The organism is Rheinheimera sp. SA_1, assembly GCF_001669775.1.
Classification (GTDB): domain Bacteria; phylum Pseudomonadota; class Gammaproteobacteria; order Enterobacterales; family Alteromonadaceae; genus Pararheinheimera.
This window is the reverse complement of record NZ_LXWK01000017.1, coordinates 433640-453287: the sequence shown is the minus strand read 5'-3', so window position 1 is coordinate 453287 and position 19648 is coordinate 433640. Positions and strand designations below refer to the sequence as shown.

Genomic DNA, 19648 nt, shown 5'->3' with positions numbered 1-19648 from the left:
CTGTTTGAAGCTTTAGTCTTTTAACTTCCAGCTCAACGTTTGTCCGGCAAAAAACGGCACTATCGGCAAGCCATCCGGCAGGGTGATTTCGTCTGGCACTTGCCATTGTTCTTTCACCAGCGTGATGGTGCCGCTGTTGCGCGGTAAACCGTAGAAGTCGGCGCCATAGTGGCTGGCGAAGGCTTCGAATTTATCCAGCGCGTCCAGCTCTTCAAACACTTGCGCGTACAACTCAATCGCGCTCCAGGCGCTGTAACAACCGGCGCAGCCGCAGGCGGTTTCTTTGCGGTGTTTGGCGTGTGGCGCAGAATCAGTGCCTAAGAAAAACTTCGGGTTGCCGCTTTTCACAGCTGCCCGCAGCGCTTGCTGGTGGGTGCTGCGTTTTAAAACCGGCAAGCAGTAGTTATGCACACGAATGCCGCCTACCAGCATATCGTTGCGGTTCAGCAATAAATGTTGCGGCGTGATAGTTGCCGCTACTTTAGCCGAGCTATTGCTGACAAATTCCACTGCGTCTGCCGTTGTGATGTGTTCCAGCACCACTTTCAGTTCCGGGAAGTTTGCGACAATTTGCGACAAGTGCTCTTCGATAAACACTTTTTCGCGGTCGAAAATGTCGACATGCGCTTCGGTCACTTCGCCGTGCACCAGCAATAACATATTGTGTTGTTGCAAGGCTTCTAACACCGGATACAGGCTGCTTAAGCTCGACACGCCTGAGTGTGAATTGGTGGTGGCACCGGCCGGATACATTTTGGCGGCTAATACACCGGCGGCTTTAGCGTCAGCGATGTCTTGCGGTGTGGTTTGGTCGGTCAGATAAATGGTCATGATCGGCTGGAAATTGCTGCCTGCCGGGCGGGCGGCGAGAATACGTTCGCGATAACTTTTCGCCAGTTCGCCTGTGGTAATTGGTGGTACTAAATTTGGCATCACAACAGCGCGGTGGAAGCAGCGGGCGGTGGCGGCAACGGTTTCTTTGAGCATATCGCCGTCACGAAAATGTAAGTGCCAGTCGTCAGGGGTTTGGATGGTCAGTGTGGTCACAAAAAGCTCCTCGCGCTTGCTAAATTTAATCTGCCGGAAAATCCGGCTAAGTGTATCATTAACCTGCAAGCCTGTTTAGCAGCTTGTCGCAGCGCATTGGCCTGCGGTCATCTCTCCAGCACCAGGAAACTGCATGAAAGTACAATCCAGACCTCTGTTTCGCTGGCAATGGACGGTGCTGGTTTTACTGTTTTTCAGTCTGGCGGGCATCACCGAATATCTGGTGTTTCAGGAGCGGGAACGGCAACACAACCTGAATATGCGCCAGGTGGTGTCGTCGGCCAGTCAGCTGCGGGCATTAATCGAATCAGAATTGAATGTACCGCTTAATTTGAGTTTTGGCCTGGCGGCTTATATCAGAGCATCAAATGGCCAGGTGCGCGACAGTGAATTTGAAATACTGTTGCCGAATCTGGTGCAACAAGGCCGGCATATCCGTAATATGTCGATTGCCCCCGATAACCGTATTTCGTATGTTTATCCGCTACTTGGTAATGAAAAAGCTTTGGGAACTTATTATCCGGATCTGACCGACCAATGGCCGGAAATCGCCAAAGTGATCCAAAACCGTACCCCACAAATGGCCGGGCCACTGAATTTAGTGCAGGGTGGAATTGGCTTTGTCCATCGTATTCCAGTGTTTTTGCCCGATGATCGCTATTGGGGGATCGTCAGCACCGTGCTGGATATTCAGTCGATTTGGAAGGTTTTATTCAACCAGGCCAGTGAGTTGGATGTGCAGGTGGCGATGCGCCGCTTTGGTCCTCAGGACTTGACCGAAATGCTGGTCGGCGAGGTAACGGTCTTTCAAAACGATGCCATCTTGTTAGATTTAAAAGTGGCAGATTCACGCTGGCAGTTAGCTGTAGTCGCACTTGAGTCGCATATTCTGCTGCAAAGTTGGCCGATCCGATTGATTTGTTGGGGCGTTTGTCTGCTGTTGTGGTTGTTGGTGTTGTCAGTGTTTATCGCCAACCGCCGTCTGGCGCAAACCGCCGATGCCTGGCAACAAAGTGATGCTTATTTTCGCACTGTGCTCAACAGCGTGGCCGACGCCATCGTGGTGGTGAATAAAACCGGGCACATTGAGCAGGTCAACCCGGCAGCGCTGACCTTGTTTGGTTACCAGCAGGAGCAGTTACGCGGTAAAAACTATCAACAACTGTTTGTCGAAGCGCCGAAATTAATACCGCAGGACGCCACGCTGGAACTGACCGCATTGCACCACAGCGGGCAATCCATTTTAATTGAACTTAATCAAACCTATATCGATCATCAGCAACAAGGCCTGACCGTGTTTCTGATCCGCGATATTACCGAGCGCAAACGGATTGAGCAGTTAAAGGAAGAGTTTGTGTCCACCGTTAGTCATGAACTACGCACCCCGTTGACCGCAATTAATGGTGCTTTGGGGTTACTGGCCGCTGGTGTCGTGGGAAATGTGGCGCCGGCACAGCAGCAACTTTTGGATATCGCTCAGCAAAATGGTCAGCAACTATCGTTGTTAATTAACGATATTCTGGATATTGAAAAACTGGCCGCCGGCAAAATGCAGCTCTACATGCAGCAGCTCGATATCATGCCGCTGGTATTGCAAGCGAAAAACCGGAACCTGCCACTGGCACAACAGACAGGTGTGCAGCTTAAAATCCAGTCCGATCTGACCGACGAAGTACAGGTGCTGGTGGATGAAAATCGTCTGCAGCAGGTGTTTGCCAATTTGTTAGCCAATGCTATTCGTTTTTCGCCCGATCAAGGCCTGGTGCTGATTGAAGTGCGGTTGATTGCTCTGAAAGTGCGGGTGTCGGTGACTGATCGCGGCCCCGGTGTGCCCGCTGATTTTGTATCACGCTTGTTTCAAAAATTCTCGCAGGCTGACAGTTCCACCACGCGGCGGCTTAGTGGCACTGGTCTTGGTCTTGCGATCAGCAAAGAGCTGATGGCACGAATGGGCGGCGAAATTGGCTATCAGCCAAATTCACCAACAGGTGCTTGTTTTTATATTGATTTACCGGTGCAATAGCCGGCAGAACCGAATTTATTCAGTAGCATGGAGTCAACCCGAGTGATGCAAGAATTTCCGTGGATAGATGTGGTGGCGGTGCTGTGGTTTATTGCGCTTTGGGTGGGTTATACCTTGTTCGCCAAACGCAAAGCGCGCACTGTCAGTTGTTTGTCATTTGAGCTGCGTCGCAAGCGTACCGACTGGATGCGGCAAATGTTGACCCGCGATAATAAAATGGCCGATGTGGCGCTGATTTCCACGCTGGAGCGTAACGTCAGTTTTTTCGCCTCCAGTTCGATGCTGATCCTCGCTGGTTTACTAACCGCCATCGCCTCCAGCGATAAAATCGCTCAGGTGCTGATGCAAGTGATGCCGTGGCTTGATCAAGTCGACGGCTTGATGCAGTTTAAGTTACTGTTTTTAGGTTTGATTTACGTTTTCACTTTTTTTCAGTTTACCTGGTCGTTGCGCCAGTATGGCTTTGGTGGGGTGCTGATTGGTGCTGCACCTGAAGGCCATAATTTGCCGGAAGACGAACTGCAACTGTATGCCAACCGCGCCGCCAAAGTGATTGATCAAGCAGCGCACTCCTTTAACTACGGCTTGCGCGCGATCTATTTTTCACTGGCGGCATTGGCGTGGTTTATCAACGTTTGGCTGTTTATGTTAGCCACCGTCATCGTGCTCTTGGTAATGAAACACCGTGAGTTTCACTCCAAGGCACTGAAAGCATTACAGGAAGTCTGAGTTAAAAAGCAGGTTTTTTCCGCAGACAGATTCGCGCTATTGGCATGCATCAGCCACACTGAGTTTCTGCTCACTGCTAGGTGATCCCCGATGAAAACGACGATTCTGTGGTCTTTATTGGCAGGCTGTTGTTTCAACAGTCATGCCGCCATCAATTGGCAACAAGCCAGCCTGACATATCTGTATGGTACCGAATATCGGATTGGCGACCCCAAACGCCATGTGCTGACGCTGGAACACGCCGCCAATACCAGTTGGGGCGACAGTTTTTTGTTTATCGATCACAGCGTCAGCAGCCGAAAAGATCATTTGTCTTATGGTGAATGGTCACCTCGTTTTAGTCTGGGTAAAAATACCTCATGGCAGCTTGCGGGTGGTTTGCTAAAAGATGTGTTGCTCGCCAGCACCATTGAACAAGGCGAGCGCTTCACCAATTTTCTGTATGGCGTTGGGTTGGATTTAGCCATTCCGGGAATGAAATTCACCCAGTTGAATTTATACCGACGCCAAAATGACATTGGCGCCAACAATTATCAGGCAACGTTAGCTTGGGCCTTGCCGCTGCAATTCGGCGCGCAAGCGGTGTTGTACGACGGATTTATTGATTACAGCAGCGCCCACGGCGAAAAAGCCACCAGTGTGAATTTCACTTCGCAGCTAAAATTCCCAATCCAGCATTGGCTGGGTGTGCAGGATCAAGTGTATCTCGGAACTGAGATCAGTTTGTGGCGCAATAAATACCATATCCCCAACAGTGCAGCGGTCAAAAGCAACGAAGTGAATGTGAACTTTTTGCTGAAGTGGTTGTTTTAGATTAAATTTACGCAGTGGTTAGTTCAGACAAATGCTGGCTGATATGCAGCCAGTGGGCGGCCTGATAATCAATTTTACTGAGCTTGCCGTAGGCAAAATGTGGTTGCAGCGCTTCTTCCGGGCTTTGCAAAAAACGTTGTAATTGACTAATTAGCAATTCCAGGGCCTGCGGTGTTGGCTGTTGCGGGTCAAGCGCCGCCATGCCCGGAATAGGTTCTGCCAATGAGTGGCGCATGGCACCAGCGGCCTGAAACGTACTCAGTGCCAACTTGCCAACACTCTGCTGAAACAACGGCGATTTCTGCTGTGGATAACCATCGAGTGAACCGGCAATACTTTGGGCGCAGTGTTGAAATACAACGCTTGCCGACCAGGCACCGCTGTGTTTGATGTCTTTGCCGCGAAACGACAGCAGTTGCTGTAATAAAGCTGTCAAATCATAAGTATGGAGCGACTTACCTGCGCTCAGACCCAGCCCGGTCGCCGCGATCAGCACAGTACTGCCGATTAAAAATGTTCTGCGCTGCATGGCGATTTCCTTTAAAAATTCAAACTAAAACAATAAATTGCTTTCAGTTTTGGTCTTAACTTTGTACCGCCGTCAGTGCAGTGTGCACTGAAGCCCAGACTTCGTCGGCTTGTTGTTTATCTTCATCACTCAGTGCCTGACCGGATAACACCAGCACTTTTCGCGCCACACCGGCGGCAGCGGCGGCTTGCATATCTGCGGCTTTGTCGCCGAGCATCAGGCTTTGCGAAGGGTCAATACCGTATTCGCGGATCGCCTGATTGAACATTCCCGGACGTGGTTTACGGCAATCACAATCGATATTGTAAGGGTTTTGGCCTTTTTCCAGATGATGCGGGCAATAATACACGCCATCAATTTTCACCCCATGGGCGGCAAATTGTTGTTTCATCCAGCTAGTCAGCAACGCGAACTGATGTTCAGTGTAATAACCACGGGCGATGCCGGATTGGTTGGTGACCACGATCAGCAAATAACCGAGGTTTTGTAGATGGCGACAGGCATCAAACACTCCGTCGATAAAATCGAACTGTTCCGGCTGATGTAAATAACCGTGATCGATATTAATCACGCCGTCACGGTCGAGAAAGGCCGCTTTGCGTAGGGGCTCTTTTGCCGCCGAAGCTATTGGCGTACTAACAGTGTCAGGTTGCGCATTATCCATATCGCGCACCTCTTTGATGTCCATTGTCATCACAACTTTTCCTGTGTTATCACTGTATCCAGCATGGTTTTCACCGCTTCCACTTTGATTTGTTCCATTAAGTGACTTCCTTTCACCCGCTTGCCAAATTTCTGCTGCGCTGCCGTTTTGCCGGTCTGACGCAATAACTCGTCATGATAGACCTCGACCACATATTGCCGGTACAAATAAGGTCCGGTGCGATCCGGATTGCTGTGGGCGTACAGGCCAATTACCGGTGTGCCGACCGTCACTGCCATATGGGCAGGGCCGGTGTCGGGTGCAATCACCACCGACGCTTGTTGTAACAGCGCCAGCAATTGTTTCAGCGTAGTTTTACCAACCAAATCAACGACATTGCTTTGAGTTTGCTGCAAAATGTCATCACGCAGCTGATATTCCATTGCCGTTGGGCCACCACAGAGTAACACCACAAAGCCTAAATTCGCGGCATAATCGGCGATCGCGGCATAACGCATCGGCAACCAGTTGCGTTCGGCTTTGGAAGCGGCCGGGCAAATCACTAAAAACCTACTGGTGCCTTGATCGCGAAATGGCTGTAATTGCGCGGTGGCGAAATCGACATCGGATTGGCTAAGCGGCATCTGCCACTGTGGTTTATCTGTCGACTCCAGCAAAAACGGTACGCCCAAATGCCGGGCAAAACCGGCAAAACCATCCAGCACGTGCGGCGTTGCCTGCGGCGCTATCCGTTCAGGCATAAACAGCGCATGCAGCTCTTTGGCGCGTGACCAATCAAAACCAATTTTGCGTTTGGCATTGATCACCAGGGACGCCAGATTGGCCCGCAGCGCCACTTGCATATGCAGCAGCACGTCAAACTGGCGACCCTGCAGTTTTTGTTTTAAGTCGGCGTATGCTTTAAAACCGAGCTTTTTATCAAACACCACCAGCTCCACGCCGGGCAGGTCTTTCAGTAACATCGCTTCGACTTTGCCGACAATCCAGGTGATTTGAGCCAACGGATAATGCCGCTGGATAGCTTGCACCGCTGCGACCGCATGGCAAACATCACCGATGGCGGACAGCCGTAAAATACAAATCGACTGTAGTGGCTGCGAAATCGAAGGTGAAACAGCGGTCATGAAAGCTTCGGTCAAAATCCGTTATCCCTGAATTTTTTTGATAATGGCGCTGGTGGAACAGCCATCAACAAACTGCAGCACTTTTACTTCACCGCCGGCGGCCAGCACTTCGCTAGCACCCACAATGGTGTCGATGCTGTAATCGCCACCTTTGACCAGCACGTCCGGTTTTACTTTCAGGATCAACTGCAACGGTGTGTCTTGCTCGTCAGCGTTGTCACCAAATGGCAGTACCCAATCGACGCTGGCGAGACTTGCCAGCACAATGGCGCGTTCATTCAGCGGATTGACCGGCCGGGTTTCGCCTTTGAGGCGTTTAATCGAAGCGTCGCTGTTCAGGCCAACCACTAAACGGTCGCCGAGCGCCTTGGCCTGCGCCAGATAACGCACGTGGCCAGCGTGTAAAATATCAAAACAGCCATTGGTGAAAACGATACGCTCGCCATTTTGTTTGGCAAATTCAATATGCTGCAGCACTTTATCAAAAGGAGTCTGGTAGACATCGCCTTGCGAAAACAAGTGTTTATTCAGTTTGCTGGCCAGTTCAGCCGGAGATACGGTGGCGGCGCCCAGTTTACCAACGACAATACCGGCAGCTAAATTGGCCATTTCGACCGCTTGTGGCAGTGCCATGCCGGCGCCTAACATCACGGCTAAAGTGGCGATCACGGTATCACCAGCGCCGGTCACATCACTGACTTCCAGCACTTGTGCCGGAAAATGGTGCTGCTCGCTTTGGGTGATCAACGTCATGCCGTGCTCAGAGCGGGTTAATAGCATGGCCGCAATCCCACAGCGCGTGAGCATAGCGCGGGCAGAGCTGAACATCGCTTCATCGTTACTGGTGTCGCCACCGGCTAAACGGAATTCGGATAAGTTTGGCGTCAGAATATCAGCGCCGCGATATACGCTTAAATCGGCTTGTTTAGGGTCGACCAACACATATTTACCGGCGGCTTTAGCACTTTGAATGATCCGGCCAACCGTAGCGAGCGAACCTTTGTTGTAGTCGCTGACCAGCACAAAATCGTAGTCCGGCAGCAAAGCTTCTACTTTGTCGGCTAAAGCTTCGCTGTGCGCCAGACTAAAGTTTTGCTCCACATCCAGCCGCACCACTTGTTGATGGCGTGAAATCACCCGCATTTTGGCGATGGTAGGTAACTCTGCTTGTTTCAATAATGCTGAATAAATACCGTCCTGTCCCAAAATGGTGGTCAGGCTGTCACCTTCGGCATCATCACCAATCAACCCCAGCAAACCCACTTTGGCATCGAGATGGGCAATATTACGCGCCACGTTGGCCGCGCCACCTGCTTTGTCTTCAATTTTGCTGATTTTCACCACCGGCACCGGTGCTTCCGGCGAAATCCGTTGGGTGTCGCCCTGATAATAGCGGTCCAGCATCACATCGCCGACCACCAGCACCCGGGCATTATTTAGCTGATTTAATTTGGTGATATCAATCATGCGGTGATTTCCAGATCCAGCGCTTCACATAACCAATGGCCAATAAACATATGCACTTCCTGAATACGCGCGGTTTCATCGAAATTGACAATAATAGGTAACTTGGCGATGTCTTTCACCAAGCCGCCATCACGACCGGTCAGCGCCACGGTAAATGCGCCAATCTCGTTGGCGGCTTGTAATGCCAGGTTGATATTCGGGCTTTTGCCGGATGTGGTCAGGCCAATCACCACGTCTTGCTGGCGCACTAACCCTTGCACCTGACGGGAAAATACCGTGTCAAAATGATAGTCATTGGCATGAGCGGTTAAAATTGAAGTGTCGGTGGTCAGGGCAATGGATGCCAGCGGGCCACGTTCGGCTTTGTAGCGCACCATAAATTCAGCCGCTAAATGCTGGCTGTCGGCTGCTGAGCCGCCGTTGCCCATCCATACCACTTTGCCACCGGCTTTCAGACAATTCAGGACCGCATCCAGCAATTGTTGCGATTGTTCAGCATATTGTTCAACAGCGGCAAACACCGCGCGGTGGCGCTCAAGGGCGGCAAAAAAACTGGCAGTTTGATTCATCAATTTGTTTCCTTTAAAACGCTGTTGGCAAAGCCAGCAATCGCGCGATGTCGGCCAGCACAATTTGCAAGCCGGGCTCAGCTGGATATTGCGCCACCAATGGCGTACGCAGTGCTTTGTGGCATTGTGCCACTATATCGGATTTGGCTAAAGTAGCAGGGTAAATCAAGCCTTGCGCGGCGCAGGCCAGTACGCGGTCTGGCTGATCTTTCGCCACCGGCACCGCCACAATATTTTTGCCAAGCACAATCGCCTGGCCCATCATATCGCCGCCGCCGGAAACCACCAACGCGGCTTGATTCAATAACGTCATCAATTGCACATTGGGCAGTGATTTAACGACTGTTACTGTGTCAGTGGATGGCAGTTGTTGGGTAAAATTGGCGCCGGCTACCAGTAGCGCCGGTTGTTCAGGCGTCGCAACTTCAAGCGCCGCCAGATAAAATTCTTCAGTGGCACTTTTGCCCTGCACCTGATGACCACCACCACCTGCAGCCCAGACGCTGTAGTTTTTACCGGTCAGTGCAGCGAATTCAACAGGCAATTCAGGCGCTGGTGTACTAAACACTGGACCAGTAAAGATCGGCGCATCTTTTTTAAAGAGCCTGAGTTTAAACCGTTCCAACGGCGATAAATCACCGTCAACAAACTTAAACTGGGTGATCCAGTGGGCATCCAGCGCCGGTAACCGGCCAAGGGCAAATCCTTTGGCGCGTTTTTTCTGATGCTGACTGACAAACACCACTTTTGCGCCCAGTTTTTTCGCTTGTCTGGCCTGCGATGCGCGGCCGGAGCAGTCGAAAATGACCAGATCTGGTTTGAGCTGTTGTAGTAACTGGTTCACTGCCGCTTTTTCTTTGGTGGCGGAATTGTTTAATAAATGCGTGGGAAAAGGGCAGCTGGCAGCTGAAGGCGCGTGTTTATTTAGCACAAACTGGATGTCGAGCGACGGCCATTTGGCTTGCAGCGCCTGCGCAATAATTAATGAGCGCATATATTCACCGATGCCTTGCGGGCTGGAAACCGGGATCATCAGAACTTTGGCATTCGATTGGGTCATAGGATCGCACTTGTAACAGCAGGTGGCGGCAGTATATCAAATGGTTTTCGGTGCTGACAGCATCGGCTGTGGCTGGCGTTCAAGGCACTTCACCAGTATGATCATGCTATTGTCTCTGCTCTCATAAGTACCCTTGCCTTGTCCCGACTGAGTTTACTGCTTTATACCCTGCTTATTTATCTGCTGCGTTTGCCGATGCTGCTATTTTTTTTATGGCGCAGTAAAGCCGATCCGGCCTACCGTCAGCGTGTTGCCGAGCGTTTTGCATGGCAACCTGTGCCTGCAACAGCGGTCGGTGGCATTGTGGTACACGCGGTGTCGATGGGCGAAGTAGTGGCGGCGACGCCGTTAATTGAACAACTACTGCAGCAATATCCGGATTTACCGATCACTGTCACCTGCACCACACCGACCGGATCGGCGCGTATTCAGACCACTTTTGGCACGCGGGTACACCATTGTTATTTACCTTTTGATACACCGGGTGCCAACCGGCGTTTTCTGGCGAAATTTTCGCCACAGTTGATAGTGCTGCTGGAAACTGAACTCTGGCCTAATCTAATCCGTCAGGCTTCGGCCCAGCACATGCCGGTGGTTTTGGTGAATGCCCGGTTGTCGGCTAAATCGGCGCGTGGTTACCGGCGTTTTAGTGCACTGGTGCAACCGATGCTCCGGCAGCTGTCGCAGATTTTGACCCAGGATGAAGCCAGCCGCCGCCGGTTTTCGGCGCTGTTGGGACCGTTATCGTCAACATTGATCCCTGGCACTTCACGGCAGAAAATCCAAAGCGCCGGCAATCTGAAATTTGATATGCAGCACAAAGCTGATTTGGTGCAGCAGGCAACTGAACTGAAAAGGCGGTGGGGCGCACGCCCGGTGTGGGTGGCAGGCAGTACTCATGCCGGCGAAGACGAAATATTGTTGCAGGCCTTTGCTCAAGTGCTGATCGCGCAACCAGATGCCTTATTAATTTTGGTACCACGGCACCCGGATCGGTTTACACAGGTCAGCAAACTGGTGGCCGATGCCGGCTTGTCACAAGCGCAACGTAGTTTGCAGCAAGCAGTCACTGCCCAGACACAAGTGCTGCTCGGCGATACCATGGGTGAGCTGATGTTGTGGTATCAGCTGGCGGATCTGGTGTTTATTGGTGGTTCGCTGATTGCCCGTGGTGGACATAACCCATTGGAGCCGATGAGTTTGGCCAAGCCTATTCAATCCGGGCCGCATGTGTTTAATTTTGCGACCGTTTTTCAATGGTTAGGTAAACGCAGCGCGGTGGTTTTTGTCGATTCTGCAGCTGCGCTGGCGCAAAGCACCATTGATTTACTGCAAGATGCAAACCAGCGCCAACAACTGGCCAAACGGGGGTTTTCCCTGTATCAGCAACATGGTGGCGCCACCCAGCGTACAATCCAGCAACTGCTACAGCTGTTGCCGAGTGAAGGCGATATTCGTCGGCTGAAACGCGATGGCGCTGATGAAATCTGGTACGACCCGGTGCTGGTGGAAGCTGGTGGTTTTACTAAACCGAGCCAATCGTTTTTTGACCCGCACTGCTGGTTACAGTTTGATGCAGTGATTGGCCAGTCTACTGGCCGCAACACCGTATGGTTTGTACAAGCCAAGCAACAGCGTTGGGTGCTGCGGCATTATTATCGCGGTGGCCTCATCGGCAAATTAAATAAAGACCGTTTCCTGAAAGTGCCGGTGCCACAAAGTCGCGCCATGGCAGAATTTCAGTTATTGCAGCAGATGCACCAACTTGGGTTACCGGTGCCAAGGCCAGTGGCTGCACTATTTTCAACCGGTAAAATCAGCTATCGCGCCGACATTTTGCTGGAGCTGGTTGATGGCAGTCTGGATTTAGCAAAGTTATTGCGTCAGCAGGCTTTATCGCCCGCGCAATGGCAGCAGATTGGGGCGATGATCCGCCGTTTCCATGATGCGCAAATTTATCATTCGGATTTAAATTGCCACAATATTTTGCAAGGTCCCGATGGCAAATTCTGGCTGATTGATTTTGATAAATGTGGCCAGCGAACAGGCGAACACTGGAAAGAGCAAACGTTAGCGCGGTTACAACGTTCGTTGCATAAAGAGGCCGGCTTAGCTGCGGATAAAGGTCAGAGCTGGCATGTTACGTCGACCGAATGGCAATTGTTAAAGCAAGGCTATAACGAAAGGTCTGAATAACTAAATTCGGTTTTTGGTAAAGAATAAGGGCGTCAGTGACGCCCTTATGACTTTCTACTTATGTAGTTCTGACTTATTGATATGACGTGGTGAGCGTCAAACCGCTGACTGCGGAGTAAGCACGAATACCAATATGGTAAGTAGCTGCCACCGGGTTGGTGAAGCTACAGCTTTCGGTGCTGCCGGTTTTGTAAGGGCGGCAATCGTACGTGCTGGTGGTTGGGTTTGAGCCACGACGCACGTATAAGTCAGCGTCACCAGTACCACCGGTGATGTTGATGGTCAGAGTGGTTTTACCTGCAGGTACGGCCAGCGTGTAATATTTCCACTGGCTGGCAGCGACGCTGATGTTGTTGGTGGTGCTGGTCACTGGCGTGGTGGTGGTGCCAGATGCTTTCACGACCGCCGCTGCTGCATCAACAATCCCTGTACCGCAGTTGGTGCAAGTTGCCGGGAAAGTGCGGGTGGTGGTTTTTAAGATTGATTCCACTTCATCCGGTGTTGCCGTTGGTTTTTTCTGCAGGATTAACGCTGCCACACCCGCCACATGCGGTGCTGCCATTGAGGTACCCTGAGAATAACCGTAGCTGTCTGAACCAGGCGTAGTGGTGCCGGTATTGTAAGTCGACAATACACCATTCACGTCATTGGCCGAATTCATCGCGCCACCAGGGGCCGCGACATCAATCGAAGTACCGTAGTTGGAGTAATATGCACGGCCGCCGCTGCGGTTGGTGGCAGCAACGTTGACCACGCCGGCACAGTTGCCAGGGTTAAAGTTGTTGGCATTCGCGTTGTCGTTACCCGAAGCCACTACAATGACGGTGCCACGTGAACGGGCTGAGTTAATCGCGGCTTGGGTGGTTGAATCACAGGCACCAGAACCACCCAGACTCATATTGATCACTTTCGCCGGATTGGCGTTGGCTGGCACACCAGACACGGTACCGCCTGAAGCCCAGATAATACCGTCAGCGATATCTGAAGTGTAACCACCACATTTACCTAATACGCGTACTGGTACTACTTTGGCGTTATAAGCGACACCGGCCACACCCAGGTTGTTATTGGTACGGGCAGCAATAGTGCCGGCAACGTGAGTACCGTGCCAACTGGAGTCTTGCGCCTGTTCCGGATAACCATCACCACAAGCACCAACAGCGACCCAGTCACCCGGATCTTGTGGGTTGTTGTCACGCCCATTGCTATCGTTACCAATGAAGGTGTCGGAAATCATGTCGTAGCCAGGCAGGATATTGGCATTTAAGTCGGTATGTGGACGGTAACCTGTGTCCAGAACGGCAACAACCACACCGGTGCCGGTGGCATTGTCCCAGGCGGCTGGCGCACGTAAACCACCGGTACTTTCATAATAGTGCCACTGACTGTTGTATTGGGTGTCATTTGGCACGGCCATAATTTGTAATAGCCGATCTTCTTCAACGACTGCAACCTTCGGATCTTTGGCCAGGTTGGCTTGCATTTCTTTGGCTTCTTTGGCTGACAAACGACGGTCAGCGCGGACAACGTGACGACCACCGACTGCCATTGGACGAATATATTGCAATTCAACACCGGCTAAGGCCGAAAGTTCTTGTGCGGCATGAGCCCGGAAATTCATCACACTGACAGCGCCGTCAGTATTTTCAGCAGACATCAGTTCAACGCCGCCCATGCCCTGTTCTTTATAAACCACGATAAATTGTGTGTTCGCTTCATTGGCAGTAGTCGCACTGGCTTGGGTTAAATTTGGTACGTCTAATGCTGGTTGTTGTGTGTTCGCCTGAGCCGCAACGCAAAATACGGACAGAGTACAAAGGGCGATTTTATGCAGTTTAGATGGAGTTTTCGACATTAATGTTCTCACTACATGTTGGTTATTTGCCTGGATTGGATCCTGCTATCTTTTTTAGTATCTGCAGCAGGTTGGGCAATATTTCATCAATATATGAATGATGTAAAGCTTGCTAAATTAACAAAAGTTCATATAAACGGGACGTTGTTTCACAAACAGTTAAACTTTATAGCCTGGGGCAGTCACGGCTCAGATCGGTGAACTTGATGGCAACACCGATGGCGGCTGTGTTGTGTTACAAATAGTTACAGATGTCAATTGTGTGGATGTCGGTATAAGTTATTCCAAAAAGTAATTAAAATTTATTTTAAAACCGCTCTTTTTGTCATTTTTAGTTCGAAAAATCCGCTGTTTTTAGCTTTTTCTGCAGTTGAATTGCCTTTGTCCGACCAGTCACCGACAATAGTGCTTTGCAAAAAAGTTGAGTGACAGGCGTTGAGTACAGAACAAAGTTGGGATGTGATTGTGATTGGTGCCGGTGCTGCCGGGTTATTTTGTGCCATCGAAGCTGCAAAGCGGGGCCGCAAAACGCTGGTGCTGGACAACGGTAAACGCATTGGCCGGAAAATTCTGATGTCCGGTGGCGGGCGTTGCAATTTTACGAATATGTACACTAGTCCGGCAAATTTTCTGTCGCAAAACAAACACTTCTGTAAATCTGCTTTAAGCCGTTACACCCAGTGGGATTTTATCGCGCTGGTGCAGCAGTACCAAATTCCCTACCACGAAAAAACTCTGGGGCAGCTGTTTTGTGATGACAGCGCCAAAGATATTGTTGAGATGTTACAGCAGGAATGCGACAAAGCCGGGGTGGTGATTGCGCTGCAGCAGGACATTACTGCGATTGAGCATGTCGAAGGTCGTCCGGAAGAACAGGATGACGGCAGCCTGGAAAGCCGTTACCTGCTAAAAACCAGTGGTATCAGCCGCAGCTGCGCTAGCCTGGTTGTGGCAAGTGGTGGTCTCAGTTTACCGAATTTAGGGGCTACTGCTTTTGGTTTTCAGCTAGCGGAGCAGTTTGGGTTGAAGGTGTTGCCAATCCGCGCTGGTTTAGTGCCATTAACATGGCAACCAGACGATAAAGCGCTGTATGAAGAAATCAGTGGCGTGGCGTTACCTGTCACCGCCGAAGCCAACGGCACCCTGTTTCCGGAAGATATGTTGTTCACACACCGGGGATTAAGCGGGCCTGCCATTTTGCAAATCTCGTCATTCTGGCTGCCTGGAGACCCAGTTACAGTCAACTTGTCGCCGCAGCAAAATGTGGCAGAATTTTTAAATGAGACGCAGCAGAAACACCCGGATCAAGAACTCAAAACCGCCTTAACCCGGTTATTGCCCAAGCGGTTAGTGGAAAAACTGCTGGAGCAGAATTTATTCACCAATCAGCCACTGAAAGCGCTGAACCCAAAAAGCCGTGAGCGTATTGCCGACTTGTTGCATCAGTTTGTGTTTAAGCCCAACGGTACCGAAGGCTACCGCACTGCTGAAGTGACGTTAGGCGGTGTCGACACCAATGAGTTATCGTCAAAAACCATGGAAGCAAAAAACCAACCCGGTTTGTACTTTATCGGCGAAGTGGTAGATGTCACCGGCTGGCTCGGTGGTTACAACTTCCAATGGGCCTGGAGTTCGGGTTGGGTGGCGGGGCAGTATTGTTAACTTAGGTTGTCTGCCGTTTTCCATTAAATGGCCGGAGCAGTGAAAGTTGTCCAAAATCATTTACAACATAAACGCCGGCCCGGTGATCTGCAATGAATTAAACCTAGTCGTTTTAGCTGGCAGGTCCATCTCCCTGAACCACGGCGGCCGGTTATGAAGGCGCTTTCACGGCCATAGGTGTTGATCCGGCTGTTTTCATATCCGTTTGAAAGTGATTACAAAAAATCACAGCTGTAAATTATTTTCTGTTTACCACTTGTTTTCAAAGTTCTGATCTGGCATTTAATTAGGCAACACTAATGCAATGAACTTGCGTTGGGTTTAATAATTAATGCGGCAGGATGCCCGCCCAGACAAATAAAACAAACTACAGGCAACAGGAACATCATATGAAACTTATCAAAGTAGCCCCGATAGCGGCAGCAGTTTTTGCGTCGTTAAGTTTTTCTCAAGCAGCTACGGCTGCTGAACGTGTCATTTTACAGGTTGATAATGCCAACAAAGGTATTGTCACAGCGTTGAGCCGCCAGTTGGGTGGCGAAGTGAAACTTGAAGCCGATGGCTTTATTTCGGTGGAATTCGCTGATAAAAGTTTTGATGAACTGACCGGTATTTTGAAAAACCCGCATATTAAACTGATTGAACAAGACCATATCCGTCGCCCGCTGGCGCTATTTAATGATGATGCCGGTAACCCGATGCAAGACCAGCTGACCCCTTATGCGGTCTATCAGTCGCAGGCCAATCAAGTGCCATTTAACCTGGGCGCCGCGCCAAAAGTCTGTGTGATTGACTCAGGTTTAGATCAATCTAACCCCGATTTTAACTGGGGCAGTATCTCCGGTGATAACGATTCCGGCACCGGTAACTGGAACCAGAATGGTGGTCCACATGGTACGCACGTGGCGGGTACGATTGGCGCTGCCGACAACGGTATAGGTGTCGTGGGCATGGCGCCAGGTGTACCGATGCACATCATCAAAGTGTTTAACGCTGAAGGTTGGGGCTATTCTTCTGATCTCGCTTATGCCGCACAAAAATGTAAAGCCGCTGGTGCCAAAATTATCAGCATGAGTCTGGGCGGTGGCGGTTCGAATTCAACGGAATCAACTGCCTTCCAGAGTTTTGTCGATGGTGGTGGTTTAGTCGTTGCTGCTGCCGGTAACGATGGTAATAACGTGCGTTCTTATCCGGCTGGTTATACCTCTGTGATGATGATTGGTGCCAATGACGGCAATAACGTCATCGCCGATTTTTCGCAATTCCCATCTTGTACCACCGGAACCGGTAAGCAAGCGAAAACCGATGAAAAAGTGTGTGTGGAAGTCACCGCCGGTGGTGTTGATACCTTATCTACTTATCCGGCTGGTATGGCGACCAGTGCTAGTTTATCTACCAATAACGGCGCTTTAGCGTCATCTGCCATGGAAAACGTTGGTGCTGCTTCAGCCGCAACCTTCTTTATGGGCACAGCGGAAGCAGTGAATACAGCGGCCAACGGCAAAGTCTGTCTGATTGACCGTGGCGTGATTTCATTCCACGATAAAGTGAAAAATTGCCAGAGCTCTGGCGGTGTTGGTGCAGTGATTATCAACAATGTCGCAGGTATGTTGTACGCCACTTTAGGTGAAGGTTCTGCCAACACCACCAGTATCCCGGCTGTTGGCGCAGCTTTTGAAGACCGCGCTGCATTATTAGCCGCGACCAGTGCTACTGTATCGGTGCTTGGCAGCGATTTCGGTTATATGAGCGGCACTTCAATGGCGACGCCAGCCGTATCAGGTGTTGCCGCACTGGTTTGGTCTAATCACCCGACCTGTAAAGGCGAGCAAATCCGTAGTGCGCTAAAAGCCTCCGCGAAAGACGCGGGCGCTACCGGTAAAGACGTGTACTTCGGCTACGGTATTGTACAGGCGAAAGCAGCCAGCGATTACCTGACCGCTCAAGGTTGTGGCACTTCAGGTGGCACCGCCATGACCCTGACCACCCGCGCCTATAGCAGCAAGGGCAAACGTTATGTCGACCTGAACTGGACCAACGCTACCACCAGCAATGTGGATCTGTACCGCAACAGCGTGAAGATCATCACCACACCAAACGATGGTGCACATACTGATGCGCCAACGACTCGCGGTACTTTCAGCTATCAGGTCTGTGAAGCTGGCAGCACCACGAAATGCAGTCCGAGTAAATCTGTGACGTTATAATTTTTATTGTCGTCAATCAGAAAAGCCGGTGGTCTTGCCATCGGTTTTTCTTTTGGTAAATCAAAAGCTTTGATCATCGTATTTCAGGCAACACTGTCCAGCTTCTCCATTTGTAAAGTAGGGTTTGCGCATATATAGCTCAGTCAGGGATTGATGGCCGTTGCAGTTTTGGGAAGTGGACTATAGTTAATCTTCCACTTACCGGAGGTGATGCGATGGCCACAGTTTCAGAAAATGCACTTAGATTGATCCGTTCTCATGCGATTGATGCATATCAGGCGGATCAGTTCTACCAACAAGGATTGTCCTGTTTTGGCTCTGATCAACTGTTTGCACAGTGGTTAACCAGCAGCAATGCCTACACCATGGGACAAGCGCCAATTAATGCCTTGTCCGCTGAAAATGGGATTCAGTATCTGACTGATTTGATGTATCGGATGCAGGGGGATAACTATCAACCTTAGGCCTAGATCACAAAACGGCACCACTGTTGTTTTCAACCGCACTGATGCCGCGACACTGCAATAAAAAAGGGCTGCATTTGCAGCCCTTGGTATGCCAGCTGTTTACTGCGAAGCTAATCAGGCATACATCCGGTCAAACATATTCAGTAATGCTGGCACTTTTTCAATTTTCACTGGTTGTAAGTGCAGCCGATTGGTGATTTCGCGAGCAGAAATAATGCCGCGGATCTGGTGGCTGTCACGGTCAATCACCACACAATAAGCTTCACCTTTTTGCTGCAGGGTATGTAGTACATCACCGACGGTGCAGTGCTGAATTTGCTGGTAAGACAGCGCCATCACTGCATCGCGCGGCCGCATTAAATCGGCGACGCGCAAATCTTTGGCTTTGACATCTTTGCTGACATGCTGCATCAGATACTGACTGGTGAAGTGGTCGTTGCTCAGTACGCCAACCATTTCTTGCTGGCGGTCGACCACCAGTTTTAACCAGCTGTGCTCCTGGCGCATCATCTCTTCTGCTTCAACCGCATTGGTATCCGCATCCAGTAACATCGGATTGCTGGTGCGAAAATCGGTGAAAATGCTTAAAGCAGGCGACGTTAAAGTGGCGTCCTGGAACTCGGCTGGCTGAACTAAATGGTCAACTTGATCAAGGGTATAAACAGTTAATTTTCTCATAATAACCTCAGTAGCAATGACTCAGGAGGCAGTCACTGCGAATTCATCTAATCACTGAATAGGTGCGGGCTTAGCTGCCCAACACGACAATTTAAAAAATTTAAATCAGGTGAATAATTAGCTGAGGCTTGGTGGAGCGCGAGGTTGTGCCAGTAATCTGGCTGAAGAATGCAGTGCGGGTAAAACTGCTGGCAGCAGGGTGATATTTTGGGTGCTGACAGAGACGATATCTGAAGTAAGGACTGCGCCGTCATCCGGCGTATCAGACTGGGTAACCGAATGGCCAGGCAGATGCTGGGACATTGGCATGATGGCGTTTTGAACAGATAAACCACTTCCAACCAAATCAACCCGATTCTGCGTAACCGCTTTAACCGGCGGTGACAGCAAAATGCTGAGGTAAATTAAGATTATCGAGAGGTTTAACCAACGCATCATTGTCGATCCTGTTCTTGGCGGTACAACACTGCCATGGACTGACTATAGCAGCGGCATATTTCAAAATGCAAGAGGCAACACGATGCAGGAAAATCGATTAAGAAGAGGAGAGCGGTGGCA

At 50.5% G+C, this 19648-nt stretch carries 17 protein-coding genes; 7 read left to right on the top strand and 10 right to left on the bottom strand.

The genetic code is table 11. The annotated features are described in order from the left end of the window. Positions 1-12 precede the first annotated feature (12 nt). A complete protein-coding gene (gene pyrC, locus A5320_RS17565; RefSeq protein ID WP_068068207.1) occupies positions 13-1047 on the bottom strand; it encodes a dihydroorotase in 1035 nt (344 codons plus the stop codon). A gap of 133 nt (positions 1048-1180) precedes the next feature. Between pyrC and A5320_RS17560 the strand changes: the two genes are divergently transcribed. From A5320_RS17560 to A5320_RS17550, 3 genes are all read left to right on the top strand, one after another. Beyond that, complete coding sequence (locus A5320_RS17560) at positions 1181-3070, top strand: ATP-binding protein (RefSeq protein ID WP_068067957.1); 1890 nt, start codon at positions 1181-1183, stop codon at positions 3068-3070. Positions 3071-3115: 45 nt separating this feature from the next. Beyond that, on the top strand, positions 3116-3799 hold the full coding sequence (locus A5320_RS17555) for a DUF599 domain-containing protein (RefSeq protein ID WP_068067953.1): 684 nt from the start codon (positions 3116-3118) through the stop codon (positions 3797-3799). Positions 3800-3889: 90 nt separating this feature from the next. Next, a complete protein-coding gene (locus A5320_RS17550) occupies positions 3890-4612 on the top strand; it encodes an outer membrane protein OmpK (RefSeq protein ID WP_068067950.1) in 723 nt (240 codons plus the stop codon). Positions 4613-4619: 7 nt separating this feature from the next. Here A5320_RS17550 and A5320_RS17545 read toward each other — a convergent pair whose 3' ends face one another. Genes A5320_RS17545 through A5320_RS17520 form a run of 6 tightly spaced genes read right to left on the bottom strand, consistent with a single transcriptional unit; the run spans position 4620 to position 10025 of the window. Then, positions 4620-5141 carry a DUF1569 domain-containing protein gene (locus A5320_RS17545; RefSeq protein WP_068067943.1) on the bottom strand — a complete coding sequence of 174 codons (522 nt, stop codon included), beginning with the start codon at positions 5139-5141 and terminating at the stop codon, positions 4620-4622. A 55-nt stretch (positions 5142-5196) separates the two neighbouring features. After that, positions 5197-5835 carry a D-glycero-beta-D-manno-heptose 1,7-bisphosphate 7-phosphatase gene (gene gmhB, locus A5320_RS17540; RefSeq protein WP_231916773.1) on the bottom strand — a complete coding sequence of 213 codons (639 nt, stop codon included), beginning with the start codon at positions 5833-5835 and terminating at the stop codon, positions 5197-5199. Beyond that, on the bottom strand, positions 5835-6944 hold the full coding sequence (locus A5320_RS17535) for a glycosyltransferase family 9 protein (protein ID WP_231916765.1): 1110 nt from the start codon (positions 6942-6944) through the stop codon (positions 5835-5837). Before A5320_RS17535 ends, gmhB begins: the two co-directional genes overlap by 1 nt. Positions 6945-6950: 6 nt before the next feature. Further along, positions 6951-8396 carry a bifunctional D-glycero-beta-D-manno-heptose-7-phosphate kinase/D-glycero-beta-D-manno-heptose 1-phosphate adenylyltransferase HldE gene (gene hldE / locus A5320_RS17530; protein WP_197490163.1) on the bottom strand — a complete coding sequence of 482 codons (1446 nt, stop codon included), beginning with the start codon at positions 8394-8396 and terminating at the stop codon, positions 6951-6953. Further along, the gene (locus A5320_RS17525) at positions 8393-8965 is read right to left on the bottom strand and encodes a D-sedoheptulose-7-phosphate isomerase (RefSeq protein ID WP_068067937.1); all 573 of its coding nucleotides are present in this window, start codon (positions 8963-8965) and stop codon (positions 8393-8395) included. The genes hldE and A5320_RS17525 overlap by 4 nt, the downstream gene beginning before the upstream one ends. A gap of 13 nt (positions 8966-8978) precedes the next feature. Beyond that, positions 8979-10025, bottom strand: coding sequence for a hypothetical protein (locus tag A5320_RS17520; RefSeq protein ID WP_068067928.1), 1047 nt, complete (start codon positions 10023-10025; stop codon positions 8979-8981). A 138-nt stretch (positions 10026-10163) separates the two neighbouring features. Between A5320_RS17520 and waaA the strand changes: the two genes are divergently transcribed. Beyond that, positions 10164-12221 (top strand): lipid IV(A) 3-deoxy-D-manno-octulosonic acid transferase, encoded by a 2058-nt coding sequence (gene waaA, locus A5320_RS17515; protein ID WP_068067925.1) that lies wholly within the window; start codon positions 10164-10166, stop codon positions 12219-12221. Positions 12222-12294: 73 nt separating this feature from the next. Here waaA and A5320_RS17510 read toward each other — a convergent pair whose 3' ends face one another. Next, the gene (locus tag A5320_RS17510; RefSeq protein ID WP_082971852.1) at positions 12295-14076 is read right to left on the bottom strand and encodes a S8 family peptidase; all 1782 of its coding nucleotides are present in this window, start codon (positions 14074-14076) and stop codon (positions 12295-12297) included. A 435-nt stretch (positions 14077-14511) separates the two neighbouring features. On the opposite strand from A5320_RS17510, the gene A5320_RS17500 reads away from it, so the two are divergent. The 3 genes from A5320_RS17500 to A5320_RS17490 all read left to right on the top strand — a co-directional run bounded on the left by A5320_RS17500 (position 14512) and on the right by A5320_RS17490 (position 18409). Further along, a complete protein-coding gene (locus A5320_RS17500; RefSeq protein WP_068067920.1) occupies positions 14512-15738 on the top strand; it encodes an NAD(P)/FAD-dependent oxidoreductase in 1227 nt (408 codons plus the stop codon). A 389-nt stretch (positions 15739-16127) separates the two neighbouring features. Next, positions 16128-17945: a S8 family serine peptidase gene (locus A5320_RS17495; protein WP_068067917.1), complete on the top strand. Its 1818-nt coding sequence runs from the start codon at positions 16128-16130 to the stop codon at positions 17943-17945. A gap of 215 nt (positions 17946-18160) precedes the next feature. Beyond that, positions 18161-18409, top strand: coding sequence for an antitoxin Xre/MbcA/ParS toxin-binding domain-containing protein (locus A5320_RS17490; protein ID WP_068067914.1), 249 nt, complete (start codon positions 18161-18163; stop codon positions 18407-18409). A gap of 117 nt (positions 18410-18526) precedes the next feature. On the opposite strand, the gene A5320_RS17485 is transcribed toward A5320_RS17490, so the two are convergent. Together A5320_RS17485 and A5320_RS17480 are read right to left on the bottom strand one after the other, a co-directional pair. Beyond that, positions 18527-19090 (bottom strand): CBS domain-containing protein, encoded by a 564-nt coding sequence (locus A5320_RS17485; RefSeq protein ID WP_068067910.1) that lies wholly within the window; start codon positions 19088-19090, stop codon positions 18527-18529. Positions 19091-19207: 117 nt separating this feature from the next. Continuing rightward, on the bottom strand, positions 19208-19528 hold the full coding sequence (locus A5320_RS17480) for a hypothetical protein (RefSeq protein WP_068067907.1): 321 nt from the start codon (positions 19526-19528) through the stop codon (positions 19208-19210). Positions 19529-19648: the final 120 nt, after the last annotated feature.

Coding starts and splice junctions, on each gene's coding strand:
- gmhB (WP_231916773.1), bottom strand. CDS start 5,835: ATGACAATGGACATCAAAGAGGTGCGCGATATGGATAATGCGCAACCT.
- A5320_RS17545 (WP_068067943.1), bottom strand. CDS start 5,141: ATGCAGCGCAGAACATTTTTAATCGGCAGTACTGTGCTGATCGCGGCG.
- A5320_RS17485 (WP_068067910.1), bottom strand. CDS start 19,090: ATGAGAAAATTAACTGTTTATACCCTTGATCAAGTTGACCATTTAGTT.
- A5320_RS17520 (WP_068067928.1), bottom strand. CDS start 10,025: ATGACCCAATCGAATGCCAAAGTTCTGATGATCCCGGTTTCCAGCCCG.
- A5320_RS17510 (WP_082971852.1), bottom strand. CDS start 14,076: ATGTCGAAAACTCCATCTAAACTGCATAAAATCGCCCTTTGTACTCTG.
- hldE (WP_197490163.1), bottom strand. CDS start 8,396: ATGATTGATATCACCAAATTAAATCAGCTAAATAATGCCCGGGTGCTG.
- A5320_RS17480 (WP_068067907.1), bottom strand. CDS start 19,528: ATGATGCGTTGGTTAAACCTCTCGATAATCTTAATTTACCTCAGCATT.
- A5320_RS17555 (WP_068067953.1), top strand. CDS start 3,116: ATGCAAGAATTTCCGTGGATAGATGTGGTGGCGGTGCTGTGGTTTATT.
- A5320_RS17560 (WP_068067957.1), top strand. CDS start 1,181: ATGAAAGTACAATCCAGACCTCTGTTTCGCTGGCAATGGACGGTGCTG.
- A5320_RS17525 (WP_068067937.1), bottom strand. CDS start 8,965: ATGAATCAAACTGCCAGTTTTTTTGCCGCCCTTGAGCGCCACCGCGCG.
- A5320_RS17495 (WP_068067917.1), top strand. CDS start 16,128: ATGAAACTTATCAAAGTAGCCCCGATAGCGGCAGCAGTTTTTGCGTCG.
- A5320_RS17550 (WP_068067950.1), top strand. CDS start 3,890: ATGAAAACGACGATTCTGTGGTCTTTATTGGCAGGCTGTTGTTTCAAC.
- A5320_RS17490 (WP_068067914.1), top strand. CDS start 18,161: ATGGCCACAGTTTCAGAAAATGCACTTAGATTGATCCGTTCTCATGCG.